The 18,034-nt window shown below is 36.3% G+C and carries 16 protein-coding genes; 13 read left to right on the forward strand and 3 right to left on the reverse strand.

Annotated elements, in window-relative coordinates; translation table 11 throughout:
* Nucleotides 1-183: 183 nt before the first annotated feature.
* Nucleotides 184-1,440, forward strand: a complete 1,257-nt coding sequence (locus ACE199_RS00490; RefSeq protein ID WP_375348157.1) for a diguanylate cyclase — start codon at nt 184-186, stop codon at nt 1,438-1,440.
* A gap of 126 nt (nt 1,441-1,566) precedes the next feature.
* Here the strand turns inward: ACE199_RS00490 and ACE199_RS00495 are convergent, their stop codons facing one another.
* Nucleotides 1,567-2,586 carry a C40 family peptidase gene (locus ACE199_RS00495; RefSeq protein ID WP_375348158.1) on the reverse strand — a complete coding sequence of 340 codons (1,020 nt, stop codon included), beginning with the start codon at nt 2,584-2,586 and terminating at the stop codon, nt 1,567-1,569.
* A 324-nt stretch (nt 2,587-2,910) separates the two neighbouring features.
* Between ACE199_RS00495 and ACE199_RS00500 the strand changes: the two genes are divergently transcribed.
* Nucleotides 2,911-3,198 (forward strand): hypothetical protein, encoded by a 288-nt coding sequence (locus tag ACE199_RS00500; protein WP_375348159.1) that lies wholly within the window; start codon nt 2,911-2,913, stop codon nt 3,196-3,198.
* Between the two features lie 194 nt (nt 3,199-3,392).
* On the opposite strand, the gene ACE199_RS00505 is transcribed toward ACE199_RS00500, so the two are convergent.
* Entirely contained in the window at nt 3,393-4,628 is a 1,236-nt protein-coding gene (locus ACE199_RS00505; protein ID WP_375348160.1) for an ATP-binding protein, read from the reverse strand.
* Nucleotides 4,629-4,931: 303 nt separating this feature from the next.
* Nucleotides 4,932-5,114 (reverse strand): YolD-like family protein, encoded by a 183-nt coding sequence (locus ACE199_RS00510; RefSeq protein WP_375348161.1) that lies wholly within the window; start codon nt 5,112-5,114, stop codon nt 4,932-4,934.
* 621 nt (nt 5,115-5,735) lie between these two features.
* Here ACE199_RS00510 and ACE199_RS00515 point away from each other — a divergent pair.
* The 11 genes from ACE199_RS00515 to ACE199_RS00565 all read left to right on the forward strand — a co-directional run bounded on the left by ACE199_RS00515 (nt 5,736) and on the right by ACE199_RS00565 (nt 18,029).
* Nucleotides 5,736-6,848 (forward strand): ABC transporter substrate-binding protein, encoded by a 1,113-nt coding sequence (locus tag ACE199_RS00515; RefSeq protein WP_375348162.1) that lies wholly within the window; start codon nt 5,736-5,738, stop codon nt 6,846-6,848.
* Entirely contained in the window at nt 6,838-7,671 is an 834-nt protein-coding gene (locus tag ACE199_RS00520; protein ID WP_127759507.1) for an alkaline phosphatase family protein, read from the forward strand. Before ACE199_RS00515 ends, ACE199_RS00520 begins: the two co-directional genes overlap by 11 nt.
* A 104-nt stretch (nt 7,672-7,775) precedes the next feature.
* Complete coding sequence (locus ACE199_RS23495) at nt 7,776-8,630, forward strand: ABC transporter permease (RefSeq protein WP_483878196.1); 855 nt, start codon at nt 7,776-7,778, stop codon at nt 8,628-8,630.
* Nucleotides 8,627-9,499, forward strand: coding sequence for an ABC transporter permease (locus tag ACE199_RS00530; RefSeq protein WP_375348163.1), 873 nt, complete (start codon nt 8,627-8,629; stop codon nt 9,497-9,499). The genes ACE199_RS23495 and ACE199_RS00530 overlap by 4 nt, the downstream gene beginning before the upstream one ends.
* Nucleotides 9,499-10,512 carry an ABC transporter ATP-binding protein gene (locus ACE199_RS00535; protein WP_375348164.1) on the forward strand — a complete coding sequence of 338 codons (1,014 nt, stop codon included), beginning with the start codon at nt 9,499-9,501 and terminating at the stop codon, nt 10,510-10,512. Before ACE199_RS00530 ends, ACE199_RS00535 begins: the two co-directional genes overlap by 1 nt.
* 427 nt (nt 10,513-10,939) lie before the next feature.
* Nucleotides 10,940-11,722 carry a DeoR/GlpR family DNA-binding transcription regulator gene (locus tag ACE199_RS00540; protein WP_127759511.1) on the forward strand — a complete coding sequence of 261 codons (783 nt, stop codon included), beginning with the start codon at nt 10,940-10,942 and terminating at the stop codon, nt 11,720-11,722.
* 124 nt (nt 11,723-11,846) lie between these two features.
* A complete protein-coding gene (locus ACE199_RS00545) occupies nt 11,847-12,719 on the forward strand; it encodes an HAD family hydrolase (RefSeq protein ID WP_375348165.1) in 873 nt (290 codons plus the stop codon).
* A 29-nt stretch (nt 12,720-12,748) separates the two neighbouring features.
* The gene (locus ACE199_RS00550; RefSeq protein ID WP_127759513.1) at nt 12,749-13,093 is read left to right on the forward strand and encodes a DMT family transporter; all 345 of its coding nucleotides are present in this window, start codon (nt 12,749-12,751) and stop codon (nt 13,091-13,093) included.
* A 49-nt stretch (nt 13,094-13,142) separates the two neighbouring features.
* Entirely contained in the window at nt 13,143-13,442 is a 300-nt protein-coding gene (locus ACE199_RS00555; RefSeq protein ID WP_306821308.1) for a DMT family transporter, read from the forward strand.
* A gap of 62 nt (nt 13,443-13,504) precedes the next feature.
* Entirely contained in the window at nt 13,505-14,839 is a 1,335-nt protein-coding gene (locus ACE199_RS00560; RefSeq protein ID WP_375348166.1) for a D-serine ammonia-lyase, read from the forward strand.
* Between the two features lie 430 nt (nt 14,840-15,269).
* A complete protein-coding gene (locus ACE199_RS00565) occupies nt 15,270-18,029 on the forward strand; it encodes a response regulator (protein ID WP_375348167.1) in 2,760 nt (919 codons plus the stop codon).
* Nucleotides 18,030-18,034 lie beyond the last annotated feature (5 nt).

Genomic DNA, 18,034 nt, shown 5'->3' on the forward strand with positions numbered 1-18,034 from the left:
TTTGCATTCGTTATTGCGAAGCGAAATATATAGTAAAATACAGAGATAGGAAAAATCTTGCTTTATATATGATAGAAGAGATGATTAAGAATAGATAGAGCTGAAGAGAAGTGTATTGATAATTAGTAGTATCATATTAATAAAGTTTACGATAAGGGAAACTATGTAAGTGGGGTAAAGCATATGAAAGAACAGTACCTTAAGGAGTTCTTTGAAAAATCACCAACAGCTTATTCATATCACAGGGCTATCATGGATGAACGGGGGATTCCTTGTGACTATGAATTTTTAGCAGTAAATCAGACATATGAAACTCTGATGGGGGTAAAAGCTTCAGATGTTATTGGTAAAAGCTTTTATGAAGCGTTCCCGGAAGGCTGGGAAGGCGAGTCCCAATGGAAGGAAACCTTTAATAATGCAATTATGAGTCAAAAAGCAACGCAGTTTGATATGAATCATTATTCGATTCAAAAATGGATTAGAGTTAAGGTGTTTCCGCTGCATGAGCGTATTTTTGGCTGTATATATGTCGATGTTACGAAGGAATATATGTTGGATAAGGAAATCGAAGGCTTTCTAAAAGTAAATCTGGATATGCTTTGCGTTGCCACTACGGATGGACAGTTTCTGAAAATTAATAAACAATTTGAACATGTGTTAGGATATACATTTGAGGAACTGCTAGGTGAAAGCTTTGTTTCTCTTGTACATACGGACGATGTATCTTCGACTTTAGCTGCAATGAAGGACTTAGAAGATCAGAAGGAAATATTGAGTTTTGTCAATAGGGTTCGCTGCAAGGATGGTTCATACAAATATATTGATTGGCGATCCCAGCCTAACGGTAAATATATCTATGCTTCTGCAAGGGATATTACAGAAAAACGCGCAGCCGAAAAGAATTTGATTCAACTGAATAAAACATTGCAGAAGAAAAATAAAGTATTAAAGAATCTGGCTATTACGGATGAGTTAACAGGCTTATACAACCGGCATTTTATCGAACAGAGAATAAAAGAGAAGTTTGAGCATGCAGATGCTAGTCATGAGCCGGTTTCTATAATCATTTTCGACTTGGATCATTTTAAGCGTGTAAATGATACTTGGGGACATCCTGTTGGAGATGAAGTATTGAAACATACTGCTGAAATAACACGCAGTATTATACGTAAATCCGATATTTTGGCTAGACTCGGTGGTGAAGAGTTTGTCATATTGATGCGGCGAAGTACCATTGATGATGCCGTTGTTGTGGCAGAAAAGATACGGACAGTGATAGAAGATAGCGGGCATTCAATTGCTGGTAAACTCACAGCTAGTTTTGGAGTTGCTGAAAGAAGGGACTTTGAATCATTCTATAGTTTGTATAGAAGAGCAGATGAAGCTCTGTATCGTGCTAAAAAAGGCGGACGAAATCGAGTGGTCAGTTCCGGAACATGAAGACGGTGTTCCAGTAGATTCATTGCATAAATCTTAAGTAGGAATCTAGAAATGAATGAAGAAACTACCTATATAAAAAAGCCTCCCTTCAAATAAAAAGGGAGGTTTTAATGATTATATGCTGTTTTATTTAAGAACACGAACAGCTTTTACAAAACGAGGTTCCCAGTAAGAACTGTTAATGTTCGCATAAGATACACCTTTAGATGTAGAAGCATTTAGCATCTGTCCGTTACCGGCATAAATTCCTACGTGATTAATAGCACCATCATAGTTGGTATCAAAAAATACTAAATCTCCTTTTTGTAAGGTGCTTTTTGATACAGGTGTCCCAACTTGAGCTTGAGCTGATGAAGTTCGAGGTAAGGTAACACCTACAGCTTGGAATGCTCTCCATGTGAATGAAGAACAATCGAAAGCATCTGTACGTGAGGTGCTGGCACCGTACACATACTTCGCCCCTAAATATTTTGCACCAGCCGCTAATACTTGATTTGCTTCAGCGGAAGCAGTTGTAGCAGTTGAAGTAGACTGTAGTTTAGCTACTGCTGATGAAGCTTTTCCAGAAAGTTTAATAGATTGACCAACGCGAATGGCATTTGCATTTGAAATGCTTGGGTTTAAAGAAAGTAAAGCTTTTACGGTTGTATTATGTGTTTTAGCGATTTTGGAGAGAGTATCGCCTGATTTAACTTTATATGTAGTACTTGAACTGCTGCTTACAGTCGCCGTAGTAGCCTTAGCTGCAGAGGCTTGTCCAGATACACGAATGGATTGACCAACATAGATACGGTTTGGATTAGAAATCTCAGGATTTAATGCAAGTAACTTACTAAGAGAGGTATTATATCGTGCAGCGATGCTACTTAGTGAATCTCCTAGTTTGACCACATGTTTTTGTGTTGAGGTTGTGCTCTTATTACTAGTAGATTTATTAATCTGTAAAACTTGTCCAGGTTTAATAAGATTACTAGTTAAATTGTTTTTAGTTTTTAATTGTTGAACAGTTGTATTATGTACTTTAGCAATTTTATATAAAGTGTCACCTGATTTTACTTGGTATGTATTAGCATAAGCAGAAGTACTGGCAACTAGGGTACCAATAATAGTTCCTGCGACAATAAAAGATTTTTTTAACTTCTTCATAAAGAAAGCTTCCTCCCGAATAATCATAAAGATTAAATTTCAATTTCAATTTAATTATAGAGAGATAACAAAAAAAAGAACATGACAATTTTAATAAAAATACATTTCAAATATTACGAGAACGTTACGAGGTGTCTTGTTATGGTGTCAAATGGATTTTGTGTATAAAATTACAAATATAGGCTATTCAACCCATGTAGACCATTTTCTACTTTTCTAATATAATCTTTCTTGGTTGCAGTATAAACGCTGTTTCACGAGAGTAAGTCGAAAATCAACAGCATCCTATAAAGAGCTTTATAATTAAGAAGGGAGACTACATAAGTGAGACTAAAAGCTGGTAGCGCATTAGGGTATAGAGGGAGAGTTATCAGTATAAGCTGTATGGCTGCCGTTCTTAACAATAAAATCAATCATTTTAAAGGTCAAATGAAAAGGGAAAATTGGCCGCATAAAGGTGATTTATCTGTTTCAATTGGTGAAGCTAGCTATCCCTCAGATGCTGATCATTTAAAAGAGTTAATCGTTAAAGCGGATTCGAGTATGTACAAAGTAAAAATGAATTATAAACAAATGCGAGCAGTAAAAAGTGAAGAATCTATTCAACATTAAGCGGCCGTTTATCCCACGCTTAACGGGCAGTAAGACCCCCATCTCAAGCTTATGAAGAGTCAAAGAAGATAGGCTAGGTGGGGGATGAAGGAAAACCCCTACTGATGGAAGTTTCACTTTATATAGCGCTTCGGATAAAAGTAAAGGAGAGAAGGCTTATTTTTCTAAAAAAGCCTCCTCTCCTTTATTCATTATTAGTCAATCTGGATAAGCTCACAATTTTTTGAGGGAAAGCAGATTGTAACGGTTGTCCCTTGCCCTTCTGAGCTTTGGAAATCAATGCATCCATTATATTTCTCTATTATATGGTAGCAAATCATTAAACCTAATCCTGTTCCGTTGCTTTTTAAAGAATAAAAAGGAGTGCCAAGAGACTTTATTTCCTCCTCTGACATTCCGTTACCATAATCAATTACGTTAATTTCTACGAATTGATTTTTCCTTTTTGCCTTAACAATAACAGAATCCCTAATTTTTGAAGCCTCAAGGGCATTTTTAATAATATTTATCATTAATTGTTTATACTCTATGTTGTTAGCGCAGATATAGCAATCTTCCTCTACTTGTAAGTCAATCTTATTATCACGTAAAAGCCCATATGATTTCAGTAAATCTGTTACACTTTGAAGAACGTTATGAACATTTACGACTTCTATTGTTTTAACTTTATCTGGCTTTGCAATCGTTAAAAATTGAGAAATAACTTCTTCAGCCGTATTTAATTCGTCAATCATTAGAGTAAACGTTCCTCTTATATCCTTATTAACTGGACTATCTTTTTCACTGTAGAGCTGTAAAAAACCTTTAACAACTGTCAAAGGATTTCTAATTTCGTGTGCAACAGCAGCTGCTAATTGTCCTGTTGTCTTCAATCGTTCGGAATGTTGTAATTGTTCATAATATAATTGCTGTTTTTTAATACGTTCGTACGATACATGATAAATGAGATAGATAATGACTTGGCTTCCTATAAAGTTGATAGCATGGCCTGCTAAATCCTCTTTTATATGAGGAAACTGATTGCTATGACCCATTACCGTAATATAACTAAATGTAACGATTATTAAGAGTGCGTTTAAGATTAAAGAAAAATAAAACAGCTTTGAATCAAAAAATAAAATAGAAATGGCAGGAATAAGACATAGAAAAATAAAGGTAGACCAAGTGTCTGGATATAAAAAGAAAACGGTATATAGGAAAGTGAATGCCGCGATAATAATAGCAATTCTAAAACTATGATTTTTATACTTCGGATAAAGCCATAAACATGTAAATAGAATGATAGCAAGAACACTATGTAAGATGTAGCCTAAATCAAATCGACCCAAGCGAGGATTATCGAATAATGACCCCAGCATCATTACAACTGTCCAGATGAGTACTACCGTATAATATATTTTTTTATTTATTTGAGGGTAAAACTCCTTCATACATACTCCTTTTGTTGTTTTTCGTTTTAAGTCGATGAACATTTTTTAATGTGCTAGTTTAAAGTTTTCTAATTATAAAAAACTGTACTATTCAAACATAATAACATAAATGATTAAATGATTTGGAAAAAATTTATGATTGACAGATGACAGAATATTATGTCGTATGGAGGAGTTAGAGTTGCTGTAAGAAAAGGATAATTATGAGTCTCATTCGTACAAATGAAATGCTTAGTTGAAGATAAATAAAAACCTAGATCCATTTGGTCTAAGTTAAGAAGTTTCTTTATTTGATTTGTTTGCTTAATAAATATGTTTGATACTGGATAAGCGGATGGAAAAATGCTTTTGTTTTTCATCCTTTAGGGATAGTCTTTGCTCAATAAGGTTCAGGCTATAAACACGTCCTTTGAAGGTTTGTAAGGCTCCGTTTGTATAATAATCAATCGTAATAGGTCTATTTTCCGTTAGCTTTTTTAGATACATCTATATCCTCCCTATGATAAGTAATGGTTTATATAATTCCACTATAGAATAAGTATTTTAAGATAGGATGAAGAACATGTTAAAGATATTTATTAAACGAGTAAAGTGAATATTATCTAATCTGTAAAAGGGTACGAGTGACATCAAAATAATGAAAACTGTCTTTTATTAATAAAGAAATCCTTAAAAAGGTTGATCGAAGATTTGACAACTGAATTAAACAACTTTAAAGAGCAATACTACATACGAATTGTAGTATTGCTCTTAGTTTTTTACATCAAAATTAAACGACATTATGATTTCTATACAGAAAAGTTTTAGATTTATTGTCTAAGTGGCTGTTTTGTATGTGAAGGATTTTTACTTGAAAAGCTGGGGAGAGGCAGTATTTACATGCCAATCACCCCAGCTTTTTTAATGAAGATTCTCGGTTAAAGAAGAGAAGAAAAGAGGAGAAAATTTTGACGTTTACACAGGATTAAAAGCCATTGATCGAAATAAAAAGCGGATTTACAAAGTCTTAACATAGGATTAATGTGGTGTTAACACTGTCAGATTATGATTAATCCGTAATAATCATTAACAAACGTTAAACAAACCACACAAACGGAGGCACTTTTTATGAATTTGATATTTAAGAAGAAAGTTTACAAGTCTATTCAAGCTGCGGTGTTAGGAATGAGTGTAGTGGGATTAGCTGCTTGTGGAGATACTAAAGAGTCGGCTACTCCAGTTGTTAGTGATCCGAATTCATTAACCTTGAAAGAAATCGAAACCAAGGCAAAAGAAGAGGGAGCAATTAATAGTGTCGGTATGCCTGATTCATGGGCTAACTGGGGAGAAACATGGGGTGAAGTGACGAAAAAATATGAACTGGAACACAATGATACGGATTTGTCCAGTGCAGAAGAGATTTCCAAAATGGAATCTGAAGGAAAGAATGCAACAGCTGATATCGGTGATGTAGGGATTTCGTTTGGGCCAATTGCGGAACAGAAAAAATTAACGATGCCATATAAGACCTCTTATTGGGACGAGGTACCTGATTGGGCAAAGGATGACAACGGAGATTGGGTGGCTGGTTATCAGGGAACGATTGCCTTCCTTACTAATAAAGAATTGGTGGATAATCCGCCAAAATCCTGGGATGACATATTAAAAGGAGATTATAAAGTAACAGTTGGAGATGTTCAGCGTGGTACACAGAACCAGATGGCTGTTCTTGCCGCTGCTATCGCTAACGGCGGTGATGAAACAAATCTCCAACCAGGGATTGACTATTTTGTTAAGCTCGCTAAGCAAGGCCGACTAAGCTTAACGGATGCCAAGCCGGCTAATATCGAAAAAGGGGAAGTGGAAGTTGCCATTGTTTGGGACTTTAATGCACTTGGTTACGCTGAACAAATCAACCGTAACCAATTTGAAGTGACCATTCCTAGTGAAGGTTCAGTTGTGAGCGGCTACGCAACGATTATTAACAAATATGCAAAGCATCCACATGCTGCGATGGCAACTAGAGAATACATTTTAAGCGATGAAGGACAAATTAACTTGGCTAAAGGATTTGCCCGTCCAATTCGCGATGTAGAACTTCCGAAAGAGGTAGCTGAAAAAATGGTTCCAGAAGAACAGTATAAAAATGCAAAACCAATTGAAGATTACAAAGCTTGGGAAGAAACGTCTAAAACGTTACCACAGCTTTGGCAAGAAGAGGTGTTAGTCCATGTCAAATAAAGTGATAACAATTGTTGTTGATGGTATGAGATATGATAAAGCGTGTGAGGCGCTCGGATTTATTCAACATCTAGTTGAAACAAATCAGGCAGCACTTTATAAAGTAAAGTCGGAACTTCCGAGTCTTTCCCGTCCCTTATATGAAGTATTACTGACAGGTACACCAGCATCAGTAAACGGAATTACGTCCAATCAAACCGTTCGTCTATCTACTGAGAAGAGTCTCTTTCATCTTACGAAAGAAAACGGTTTAAGAAACGGAACAGTATCCTATTACTGGATAAGCGAACTTTATAACCGCGCGCCGTTTCATTTTATTGAAGATCGTGAGCAGGAGGATACGTCTAAGCCTATTCAATATGGAAAATTTTATTGGGACGATGACTATCCAGACAGTCATGTGTTAATGGATGCAGAAGTTTTGCGTAGGAAGCATGACCCGCACTTTTTATATATCCATCCGCTCGGTGTAGATGTAAAAGGAGAAGCTTTTGGTTCTGAATCGAAAGAATATCGTGAGCAAATCTTAAAAATGGGAAGCTTGTTGGCACAACTTTTACCAATTTGGATTGCAGAAGGTTACCACATTTTAATTACATCTGATCATGGTATGAGTGAATATGGCAATCATGGCGGCATAACTGATGGTGAGCGTGACGTACCACTCTTTATTATTAGTCCAAAAGTTGAGCCTGGCATTTACAGTGAGACGGTTCCGCAATTAGCTCTTGCTCCACTCGTTTGTGAACTTTTAAATATTAAGCCGTCCGATAAAATGATTTCATACCAATTGCCAGGTTTGAAAAGAAAAATCACTCTTTAAAAGAGATGCTTCTACAACATTAAAATGAAGATTGACTGGAATTGGTTTAACGAACTGTTAAACCAATTCCCAAATTGTTAATGAATATCGAGGAGCGAGACGTCTTGAGAAAAATAAAAAAACAAAAAGTTTACTTATCAGCTCTTTTATTGCCTTTTATTCTGTTTGTAATCGGATTTGAAATAGGGCCATTAGTAGCCATGATTAAGAATAGTTTTTATGCAGACGATGGAATCCGAGTTACGATTGATCAATATATAACTATATTTAAAAGTAAATTTTATTTACAAGCTATTCAAAATAGTCTTATTATTTCTTTGTTTTCTGCTGTAACTTCTGTCATTATAGCGGTCATCGCCGCCTATTCAATTACAAAGTTCTCACAAAAAATACAAAATCGTCTGCTGATGATTACCAATATGACGTCGAACTTTGAAGGGATTCCCCTTTCATTTTCCTATATTATTTTGCTAGGAAACAATGGGTTGTTTACGTTGCTTTTTGCCAAGCTAGGTTGGAATGTGTTTGAGGATTTTAATTTATATTCTTGGACAGGCCTCATTCTTGTTTATATTTATTTTCAAATTCCGCTCGCGGTCATGCTTATCTACCCGTCTTATCAAGGAATCAAGCAACAATGGAAAGAAGCCTCTTCATTATTAGGAGGATCAACACTATCATTTTGGCTTCATATCGGAATTCCAGTTCTTTTACCTAGCATTGTAGGTACATTCAGCATTTTGTTTGCTAATGCGATGGGGGCTTACGCTACAGCTTATGCATTGGTTGGCAGCAATTATAACTTATTGTCACTGCAAATTGCTTCTCTGGTTGCCAGTGATGTTGCATTAAAGCCTCAACTAGGCAGTGCGATGGGCGTGATTCTGGCAGCAACTATGATAGGGGCGATGTGGTTCAATGAACGGATGATGCGTCGCATTAGGAGGGATTTACGATGAAATCTTCATTGACTTTTCACAAAGTGATTATTGGTTTGCTAGTTATATATTTGTTAATTCCGCTTGTAGGGACATTTTTATTCTCGATTGCCGGTAAATGGGATCATACCATTCTACCTGAGAGTTATACGATGAGATGGTATATTGAACTATTTCAGGATGAGCGGTTTTACGATGCTTTTCAACGAACCCTGTTTTTAATTTTTATGTCTGTAGGCCTCAGTGTGGTTATTATGCTTCCGACCATTTTTATCATCACAGTATATTTTAGTAAATGGGAAGGAATGCTTCAAGCAGTGGCTATGCTTCCTTATGGAATTCCTCCTATTGTGGGGGCTGTTGGATTAATCAAGTTATATTCGGATGGCCCCATTCAAATTGCCGGAACCCCTTGGATTTTAATTGGTGCTTATTTCATAACCATTCTGCCGTTCATGTATCAAGGTATTCGTAACAGCCTTCGCACGCTTAATGCTGTACAGCTTGTTGATGCAGCTGAGTTACTGGGTGCTACAAAATTTCAGGCATTTCGCACTGTAGTATTTCCAAACATTCTATCAGGTATTTTAGTGTCTACCTTATTGTCAGTTGCCCTTTTATTTAGTGAGTTTGCTTTAGCTAATTTGCTTGTTGGGGGCCGATTTGAAACCCTTCAAATTTATCTTTCGGACAAACTAAACAGTAGCGGTCACTTAACAAGTGCAATTGTTATTACGTATTACTCAGTGATTTTACTTTTAACAGGGACTGTATTGAAACTGACGTTTAAAAATGAAAAAAATTCTGTCGTGCCAAATAAGAAGCGAATTCTTTCATTTTTTAAAAAACAAACTCGCCATAAAAAAACTGTGTTAGAAGGTGAAAACTAATGAGTTATGTAACTATCGATCAAGTGACTAAGGGATATGAAAACCAAGTTGTTTTGAATAATATTTCTTTAACATTAAAAAAAGGAGAATTTGCTACACTTCTTGGGCAAAGCGGATGTGGGAAAAGTACATTACTACGTTCAATTGCGGGACTTGAGGGCGTTGATTCAGGGAGAATTTTAATAGATGGAAAAGATATTACTAATTTATCTCCGCGTCAGCGCGAAGTCGGCATGGTGTTTCAGTCTTATGCACTTTTCCCTAATATGAGCGTTTTTGATAATATCTCTTATGGCCTTAGAATGAAAAAAGTAAAAAATATTAAATCAAGAGTAACAAAGATCATTGATATGGTTGATTTAACAGGAAAAGAAGAATCTTATCCTCATCAATTATCTGGTGGGCAACAACAGAGGGTTGCTCTGGCCCGTGCGCTTGTTATGGAGCCTAAAGTTCTACTTTTAGATGAACCGTTAAGCGCATTGGATGCTAAAATCAGAAAAAATCTGCAAAAAGAATTAAGAAGAATACAAAAAGAACTAGATATTACAACGATTTTTGTTACACATGATCAGGAAGAAGCCATGACGATGTCTGATCGAATTTTTGTGATGAATAAAGGAAATGTGGTACAGTCCGGTTCTCCATCAGAAATTTATACCTCACCAGTGAATACATTTGTTGCAAAATTCATTGGAAATTATAACGTTTGTAATATGGAGATTTTTAGAAAACTCATTCATAGCACAGAATTAAGAGGAAATGACGTCGCTATTCGTCCGGAAGTTTTACAGTTAGCTCCTGTTGGTGAGGAGAGATTGGATCTACAAGAGAATTGGCGAATTAAAGGGGTTATTAAAGACGTTTCTATGACGGGCAATGTTTTAAGATATGAAGTAGAAACAGAGGAGTCCTCTTTCCATGTAGACTATCTTCACCACCAAGGAACAATGTTTGAACGAGGAATATGTGTTCAAATGTTTTTGCCGAAGAAAGAGTGCATTATCTTTTGAACTACTCACCACTTAATTTTCTAACGAAAATTTGAAGTGGGAGATTCCTGCGAACACCAGTGTATCCACTAGTTTTTTAGCAGGCTCTACCCGTAGTCCCTACGGTGATTGCAAAAATATCTTGTATGTTGAACTCGCCACACGCCCTACTCTGCTTGGTTTTCGCTACTTCGGTGCGTGTGGAGGCGATTAGAACGTTGAAGATTTTACCTAGCAGACGATTTTCCTGCTAGAACCTCATATCTTCAGTTTTCAAAGAACAACTTACAAGTATATTATAGTACGCTTGTTCGGGGTGTTCAACAATTTAGGCTACCATCTACCGACATTCATCTCCCACCTACTCATTGGGCTACGCCTTTCACACTCCTTGAGGTAGGAGTCTTCTGTCGGGAAACGATAAATTATTAATAATAAGGAGAGAAATATGTCAGTTTTACCAGAAGAAAGAAAGAATGAAATTCTAAAAGAACTGAACAAAACGGGAAAAGTAAAAGTCATGGAATTAGTTGATCAATTTAATGTTTCAGAGGAAACGATTCGACGCGATTTGATGATATTAGAGGAAAAGGGGCTTTTAAAGAGGGTTTACGGTGGAGCAATTAAAACAGTCTTTCAGTTTGAGGAACCTCCATTTACGCAACGTACAACGGTGAATCAACAAGCGAAAGTTAAGGTGGGTAAAAAAGCGGTAGAACTTATTTCTAACGGAGATGTAATTGCCATTGATGTAGGGACAACTATGCTTGAATTTGCGCAGTGTATTGAAAACAAAAAGGATATCACGATTTTAACCAATTCTCTTCCTGTATCATCCGTGTTGACTGAATCGCTCAATCAAAATAAGTTTACAGGCCAAGTTCTATTGCTAGGCGGACAAATTGATCCAAAGCATCAATCTATAACTGGCAGTCTCACGGAACAAATGTTAAATCAGTTTAATGTTGATAAAGCGTTCATTTCAGCTGGTGGTGTTTCTATTCAAAGTGGGGTTAGTAATTATCATCTACATGAAGCATTAGTTTCGCGAAAGATGGCCGAAGTATCCAAGCAAGTTATCATGTTAACGGATTACTCTAAAATAGGTGTCGATACATTTTGTAAAGTGTGGCCTCTAGAAAAATTCGATGTGATTGTCTGCGAGCAACCATTTCCAGAGGAATGGAAGAGTTATTCGAAGCTAGAGGAAATCAATTGGATTCAGGCATAGTGAATCTATAAAAGGACGCATAGAGATAGAGATGGAAGAAGGGTTTCCCTCTTCTTTTGATTGCCTTTTTTTAAAATTAGAAAGAAAAACTTAATAGATAGACTGAGAAAAGGGGCTATATAATATGAGTTTTATTGCAATAGATTTAGATGGAACATTATTGAATGACCAGAATGAAATTAGTGAAGAAAATATAAAAGCGATTCAATATGCCGAAGATAGAGGTTTTGAAGTGGTGATTTCAACAGGTCGGGCTTATTTTGATGTTCAAGCAATTTGTGAAAAAGCAGGGATTGCTCCAGTTGTAATCGGTACAAATGGAGCAACCATTCATTCAAAAAATAAGACATGTGTTTCTTCTGTTACTTTAACTAAAGATTGTGTTGAAACTATTATTCAATGGTTAGATGAACGAAATTATTATTATGAAGTGTTTACTGATAAGGCTATTTATACTCTTAAGAAAGGAAGAGAACATTTTTATAATGAGATTCAACGTTTGAAAAGGGTAGATTTAGATGCAGATATGAAAGAGTTAGTTGAAGTAGCGGAAAGACAATTTGATCAGTTTGGGTATGTGTTAGTTGAAAACTATTATGACATATTAAAACAGGAGGAGGAGTTTTACAATATTTTAGTTTGTTCTTTTGATAAAAAGGAGTTAGAGGAAGCACGGAGTCAATTCAAAAAGTTTGATGAGTTGATGGTTGTTTCATCTGCCGATCATAATATTGAGATTACTAGTAAAAGAGCTTCAAAAGGAATGGCCCTTGAAAAATTCGCTTGCTTGATGAATAAATCTTTAGATCAGGCTATGGCAATTGGAGACAGCAATAATGATTTATCTATGTTCCAGAAAGTTACATACAGTGTAGCGATGGGAAATGCGAAAGATGTGATAAAAGCTGCCTGTACAACGACAACCCTTAAAAATAATGAAAATGGGGTAGCTCATGCTATTTACCGATATATGGATAACTTCGTGATTCAAAAGTAAGTGCTGCTGTTGAAGGAGAGAGTAATAAAATGGCATGGATATATATCATAATGGCAGGGTTTTTGGAGGTTGTTTGGGTGATTGGTCTTAAATATTCACAAGGCTTCACCCAGCTTATACCTAGTGTACTAACAGCAGGTATTATAATTTTTAGTTTTTTTTTACTTTCAAAAGCTTTACATTCCATTCCCTTAGGAACTGGTTACGCCATTTTCACTGGATTGGGAACGGTGGGGACAGTAGTAGCTGGTATGCTTTTTTGGGGAGAGCCTATTAATCTACTGAAAGCATTTTTTGTAGCTTTAATGATTCTAGGTATAGTTGGAATAAAAAACAGCCCGACACAGTCTAAAACAGCAAAGGAAATGAAATGATTTACACAAGAATAGGAGGAGATGATTCGATGGCTTATTTTTTCTTCTGATTGCCGGTTTCGCAGAGATTGGCAGTGTCATATGTCTAAAACGCGCAGATGGGTTTAAAAAATTATTACCCTCTTTAGCTTGTCTATTTTTTGGGAGTTTAAGCTTTTATTTTCTTTCTTTGTCATTAACCTCTCTTCCGGTAGGGACTGCTTATGCAATATGGACCGGTATTGGCTCTGTTGGAAGTGTTTTAGCAGGAATGATTTTCTTTAATGAACCTAGAAGTTTAAGATCCATCCTATTAATTATGTGCATTGTTATAGGCGCTATAGGTATTAAGATGACTTCTGGACATTAAGATTGGATGTTTAAGTGGCAGCTAATATAGAAAAAGTACAATCCCTATGGAGGAGAAGAGAAATGAAAACTGTTCAAGATTGGATAGAAGAATATCCTTTAATAAACGAGTTAGTGGCTACAGAGGAAGTGTTTTGGTCAAATCCTAAATATAAACCATTTCAAACTGTGTTGGAGAATCTCCCGCTTAATGATAATGATGTAAAAGATGCCGTGGAAAGGTTAAAGCGTTTTGCTCCTTACATCGCTAAAGTTTTTCCAGAAACAAGAAAACTTAACGGAATCATAGAATCCCCTATTGTACCCATCCCGGCGATGCATCAACAGTTATCACATATGTATGAGCAGCCGTTAGATGGGACATTTTTGTTGAAATGTGATAGCCATCTCCCCATTTCAGGTTCCATTAAAGCACGCGGGGGTATTTACGAAGTGTTAAAACACGGAGAAGCATTAGCTCTTGAACATGGTTTATTGACGGTAGAGGATGATTATTCTATCTTTGATAGTGAAAAATTTAGAAACTTTTTTTCACAATACTCCATTGCGGTAGGATCTACGGGCAACTTAGGGTTGAGTATAGGCATTATGAGTGCCAAATTGGGCTTCAAAGTAACAGTTCATATGTCTGCTGATGCGAAGGAATGGAAAAAAAATCTTCTGAAAAGCAAAGGAGTAACAGTTATCGAATATAAGGAAGATTATAGCAAAGCCGTCAAAGAAGGGCGAAAGCAGGCGCATAGTGAAGCGAATTGTTACTTTATTGATGACGAAAACTCTCGTGATTTATTTTTAGGGTATGCGGTAGCAGCAAGTAGATTAAAAAAACAATTAGAGGATTTAAATGTAACAGTAGATGAAAACCATCCGCTATTTGTTTACCTTCCATGCGGAGTGGGCGGTGGACCTGGGGGAGTGGCTTTTGGTTTGAAACTAATATATCAAGATCACGTACATTGCTTTTTTGCAGAACCTACACATTCTCCGTGTATGTTACTTGGACTGGTAACAGGGTTGCATGATAAGGTGTCTGTACAAGATTTTGGAATTGACAACATCACATCAGCAGATGGTCTTGCGGTTGGAAGACCATCAGGGTTCGTTGGTCCAACCATTGAACCTTTATTAAGCGGAAGTTATACGGTAAGTGACAATGAATTATTTAAACTATTAACCACATTGGCTGATACAGAAAATATTCATCTGGAGCCTTCTGCATTAGCTGGTGTAATAGGACCCGTAAAGTTATGGAACGAGAAACAAGGTAAGGAGTATATAAAAAATCATAACTTAAAAGATAAAATGAAAAATGCTGTACATCTCATGTGGGCTACCGGTGGAAGTATGGTTCCTAAAGAAATAATGAATGAGTATTATAAAAAAGGATCGGAATTATGATCAATCAGAATTCCTATGGAGTTAGAGGCATCGTGAGAATTGGTGTTTCAAAAGAAATAAAGAACAATGAGGACTATATTGCTAAGGGGCTATGTAGTTCATTATGGATAAATAAACATTTAGCTCAGTCTTTGGACTGGGCTTCTTTTGTTGAACTAAGTGTCTCTTTATTAATGAATAGGGGATGCATGCCAAAAATCAACAGAGTCATATAAAAATAATTTACCGTGAATAAAGTCTTGCAAAATATGTTATAATCTGTGGTGTAATGACATTTTTAGATTGATTTGTAACATATTAAATAAGTAAACGTCAAGAAATATCGGAATGTTCACACAAAGAATATATAAGTTGAGGAATCATTATTTATCTTTGCGTGTCATTTTAGTATAACGTAATGAATAAAAAAATAACGGAGCGGGGAGGAAGTATGAAATTTACAACAAAGCTCTATGCGAGTATCGGATTAATCTTATTATTAATTTCTATTAGCGTCGTTGTTTTAATGAACATGCTTGAACAGTCTATAATTAAGATGAACGTCGTGGTGAATGAATTATACGAACGAATTGACATTGCTTCGGAGATAGAATATGAGACTGCTAATGTTGGAAGAGCGTTCAGGGAGGCTACAGCAACTCCGACAAATGGAAATAATAGAGCAGCCTTGAATGCTTGGGAAGAATCAAACCTGAAGATCAAACAAGGAATTGAGTCACTTAAAGAACTGGATACTCAAGAAAAATCACTTGAGTTAATGGAACAATATACAACACTGCATGATTCATATCGAGATATGGTACAGCAAGTCATCGTATTGCAAAAAGTAAATAGTGAGGTTGATAGTCAAGCGGCAATGGTCGATGAGATCAAACTTACTCGGGAAAGAATGCTTCAAGTTTCTCAGCTCCTCGTTGGATTACAAGAACAAGAGATGAAGAATGAACTTTTAAGATCTCGAGACACTTATAATTGGGCTGTCACATCGATCTATATCTATTTAGCTATCAGCTTGAGCTTAGGAATAGGACTGATTATTTGGCTTATTAGAAGTATGACTAAGAATCTCGATAAGGTAACGACTGTTATGAACAGTGTTAGCAATAGTAATGGGGACGATTTACCTCGTATTGAAATCGTTTCCAAAGATGAAATTGGTTCAATCGCAACTGCTTTTAACACAATGGTTTCGGAGCTTGAGGCACATAGTAAGCTAGAAAAACACTTACTAGAGGAAGCGGAAGAACATGGCTGGCTTAAAACGAAAATTGCCGAAATAGCAACGATGTACCCGGAAGCTAAAGATATACAGATGCTTGGCGAGTCATTCATTTCTAAGCTTGTTCCTATAGTAGATGCGAGTTTCGGTGTTTTCTATTTGAAGAGTGAAAATGAAGCTCGGCCGTATCTTAAAAGGATAGCAGCGTACGCTTTTTCAAATCATTTTAAAGCATCTGAAGGCTTCTATATTGGAGAAGGGCTTGTTGGACAATGTGCGCTTGAAAAACAGACCATCTTGCTTACACAAGTACCAGAAGATTATATAAGCATACGTTCCGGTACAGGGGAAGGTTCACCAAGAAATATTATTATCTTACCTGTGCAACTTGAAGGAGAGGTGCTTGCGGTAATCGAAATTGCCTCCTTCCACGCCTTTAACTCTAGTCAAGTTAAGCTTCTTGAAGAAATCAATAGCACGTTAGGAATGGCGATCAATAGTATGCTAAATCATATGAGGGCAGAACGATTGTTGCAAGAATCACAAGCTTTAACAGAAGAACTTCAAGTCCAATCTGAAGAATTACAATTACAGCAAGAGGAATTAAGGACGACAAATGAGAAACTTGAGGAGCAGTATACAGCCTCCGAGCAGAAGAAAAAAGAGTTAGAAAAAGTGAGGGAGGCTCTTGAAGAAAAAGCTCAGCAATTAGAGATTAGCTCACAATATAAATCGGAGTTTCTTGCTAACATGTCTCATGAGCTTAGGACACCACTTAATAGTTTACTCATTTTGGCACGGATTCTTTCTGAAAACGAAGAGGGCAATCTTTCAAAGAAACAAGAGGAATATACTCGAACCATCTATACTTCTGGTAATGATTTACTCTTTTTGATAAATGATATTTTAGATTTAGCAAAAATAGAGTCTGGTAAATTAGAAGTGATTTCCAAGGAAATCGATTTATACGATGTACAAGATTATTTGAGTAAGCAATTTTCACCTATTGCTAGTCAAAAAGATATTCAGTTTAACGTTCAATTAGAACCTAATGTAGCAAAATATTTATATACAGATGAACAATGTCTAAAACAAATATTAAAAAATCTGCTGTCCAATGCTTTTAAATTTACTGAAAGCGGTAGCGTATCGCTGCAAGTTCGAAAGGTACGGACGGAGTATATTGAGAAACAAATGCCTGTGAGTGCTCAAGCAGAGTATATGCTGGCTTTCTCAGTTATTGATACCGGCATCGGGGTACCTAGAGAAAAACAAAGAGTGATATTTGATGCCTTTAAACAGGCTGATGGAACGACAAGTCGAAAGTATGGAGGGACAGGGTTAGGATTATCCATAAGTCGTGAAATGGCTTCTGTATTAGGCGGCTTTATCGAGTTAACAAGTGAAGTTGGAAAGGGAAGCAACTTTACGCTATATCTACCAATCCTACAATCAAGCGAGATACTAGAGGCAAACTCCTATATAGAGGAAGCCGCAGCAGAGCTCGAGTATGAGGGGTATTCACTGAATGAGAAAAAGGAAGTGGATGAAGAAGGCAGCAGTATAAACGAAGAGGGCAAATCTTCGCTCAAACATAAAAAAGTACTCATTGTTGATGATGATATACGAAATGTTTATGCATTAACAATCGCACTTGAAAAATATGAAATGGATATCATTGTAGCTGAAAATGGTCGTGAAGCGATTGAAATGTTACAAGGTAATCCAGATACCGATATTGTTTTAATGGACATTATGATGCCTGAAATGGATGGTTTTGAGGCGATGCGTAGAATCAGACAACTACCAAGGTATGAAACATTACCGATTATTGCGCTGACGGCGAAGGCTATGAAACAGAGTCGCGAAGAATGTTTAGCTGCAGGAGCAACGGATTATATTAGTAAGCCGATTGATGTAGATCAATTATTCTCGCTTATGCATGTATGGTTATATAGAAAGGAAGGATAATCAAT

The sequence above is a fragment of the Peribacillus sp. Hz7 genome (genome assembly GCF_042136355.1).
Lineage (GTDB): Bacteria > Bacillota > Bacilli > Bacillales > DSM-1321 > Peribacillus > Peribacillus asahii_A.

What these genes read in the sequence shown, in the direction of transcription:
- ACE199_RS00490 (WP_375348157.1), top strand. Translation starts at nt 184, where the DNA reads ATGAAAGAACAGTACCTTAAGGAGTTCTTTGAAAAATCACCAACAGCT.
- ACE199_RS00495 (WP_375348158.1), bottom strand. Translation starts at nt 2,586, where the DNA reads ATGAAGAAGTTAAAAAAATCTTTTATTGTCGCAGGAACTATTATTGGT.
- ACE199_RS00505 (WP_375348160.1), bottom strand. Translation starts at nt 4,628, where the DNA reads ATGAAGGAGTTTTACCCTCAAATAAATAAAAAAATATATTATACGGTA.
- ACE199_RS00510 (WP_375348161.1), bottom strand. Translation starts at nt 5,114, where the DNA reads ATGTATCTAAAAAAGCTAACGGAAAATAGACCTATTACGATTGATTAT.
- ACE199_RS00515 (WP_375348162.1), top strand. Translation starts at nt 5,736, where the DNA reads ATGAATTTGATATTTAAGAAGAAAGTTTACAAGTCTATTCAAGCTGCG.
- ACE199_RS00520 (WP_127759507.1), top strand. Translation starts at nt 6,838, where the DNA reads ATGTCAAATAAAGTGATAACAATTGTTGTTGATGGTATGAGATATGAT.
- ACE199_RS00530 (WP_375348163.1), top strand. Translation starts at nt 8,627, where the DNA reads ATGAAATCTTCATTGACTTTTCACAAAGTGATTATTGGTTTGCTAGTT.
- ACE199_RS00535 (WP_375348164.1), top strand. Translation starts at nt 9,499, where the DNA reads ATGAGTTATGTAACTATCGATCAAGTGACTAAGGGATATGAAAACCAA.
- ACE199_RS00540 (WP_127759511.1), top strand. Translation starts at nt 10,940, where the DNA reads ATGTCAGTTTTACCAGAAGAAAGAAAGAATGAAATTCTAAAAGAACTG.
- ACE199_RS00545 (WP_375348165.1), top strand. Translation starts at nt 11,847, where the DNA reads ATGAGTTTTATTGCAATAGATTTAGATGGAACATTATTGAATGACCAG.
- ACE199_RS00550 (WP_127759513.1), top strand. Translation starts at nt 12,749, where the DNA reads ATGGCATGGATATATATCATAATGGCAGGGTTTTTGGAGGTTGTTTGG.
- ACE199_RS00560 (WP_375348166.1), top strand. Translation starts at nt 13,505, where the DNA reads ATGAAAACTGTTCAAGATTGGATAGAAGAATATCCTTTAATAAACGAG.
- ACE199_RS00565 (WP_375348167.1), top strand. Translation starts at nt 15,270, where the DNA reads ATGAAATTTACAACAAAGCTCTATGCGAGTATCGGATTAATCTTATTA.